This window comes from Xanthomarina gelatinilytica (genome assembly GCF_000348685.1).
Taxonomy (GTDB): Bacteria; Bacteroidota; Bacteroidia; order Flavobacteriales; family Flavobacteriaceae; genus Xanthomarina; species Xanthomarina gelatinilytica.
Window position 1 is genome coordinate 1 of the sequence record NZ_ANLA01000006.1, and the last position, 1,613, is coordinate 1,613.

Below are 1,613 nucleotides of genomic sequence, written 5' to 3' on the forward strand. Positions count from 1 at the left end.
CCTAGGGTATTCACTTTTCTTAAGCCCATAAACTGGGTAAGGGTTCCAAATACAGGTTCTACCGTACTTTGGCGCTTGGCTTTCATATAACGCCCCTGTGGGCTGTTGACCCTGGCAATGTTACGCTCGTACTCGGCACGGTAATAGGTTACGGTAAACTTCTTTTCCTGAGCGCTTTTACCTAAACATGCGCTGCGTATCGGGCAGTCGGTACAAACCTTCTTCGAGGCCCGGTATTCCTTCTTTTTGGTTTGGTTCTTGGTTTCGTAAAACACCTTTTTAAACGGAATGATCCTGCCTTGGGGACACACATAATGATCTTCTGTTTCATGATAGGTAAAGCCATCGGGACAACCTTTATACGTGCCATGGGGTGGAATAAAGCTTTTTAAGTTCCTACTTTCCAAAAAGGCGTAATTCCCACCACTGCTATAGCCGGTATCGGCCACACAGTTTTCCCAAATTAAACCCACGCGACGTAAACGCCGCTGCACACGAACCACGATATCTCCCAATTGCTGATTGTCCTTCCCATCGGCGTGGTAGGCCTTGATGTCGCTTATCACATGGTTTGCGGTATCTACCGTAAGCTGGCTCTGGTAATTGAGCTTTCGGGCCTTACCGGGTTTTACACTGATGCGCGCATCGGGATCGGTGGGGCTGTAATGGGTTTTGTTACTGGTGTAGCGACTGCCTTTATTGCCCGCTCCAGGACGCTGGTCCTGGTCCTTCGCCCATTTGGTGTTCCTGCTTTTTATGGCCTGTAATTCCTTGGCGGTAGCCGATAAGGTTTGTTGGTCTTTATCGGCCTTATTGCCTTTGGCCTGACGTAGGGGTCTGTCTTTATCCCGTTTACTGATATGGCGAACTTCACGAAGGTGCGACTCTAAATCGGCTTCGGGAACTTTCAGTTCCAAACTATCCATGGAGGCATTGGCCTTTACCGGGGCACTGTCGATAGCCTGGGTATGGCCACTGACCATACCTGCCGATACACATAATTCAAAAACCCTGGTAAATACGCCTTCGAAAACAGATTCCGGGAACAGTCCCCGGGTACGGCTGATGGTGGAGTGCCAGGGCAACTCTTCATCAATATCGTAACCCAGAAAATACAGAATGTCCAAACGCATGTTGCAATGCTCTATGAGCTTACGGTCACTGGTGACATTTTCCAGATACCCTACCAGGCACAGTTTAAAGAACACCACGGGATCAATACTCTTTTGACCACTGCTCCCATAATACCCTTTAGTCTCTTGATATAGAAAATCCAAATGTAAAACATCTTTTAAACGACGGTAGAAATTGTGTTCCGGTACCCGAACACTTAACTGAAAATTGTTGAATAATTTCTCTTGATGATTCTTTTTTCCTTGCATTCCTAAAAATAAGAACTTTCAGGCAATTCTTGAAATTTTAAACTATATTTGAATAGTTGTGCAACAGGCACAATGTGTATAAGTAATAGCGGTTTAACCGAGAATACGAAAGATGAATTATAAAACAAATGTCAGTGCAAAACCGAAAGGATAGTGAGTAGTAATCCGCTACTACTCATACACTAGGCCGTCAGACTGTCTAATAACTTCTCATAGTTTTTAATAAAAACC

At 45.1% G+C, this 1,613-nt stretch carries 1 protein-coding gene; it reads right to left on the minus strand.

What is annotated here, in order from left to right; translation table 11 throughout:
- Positions 1–1,382, minus strand: a 1,382-nt coding sequence (locus tag D778_RS05300; RefSeq protein WP_040491574.1) for an IS1182 family transposase, incomplete at its 3' end; no start/stop codon positions are given.
- Between the last annotated feature and the right edge of the window lie 231 nt (positions 1,383–1,613).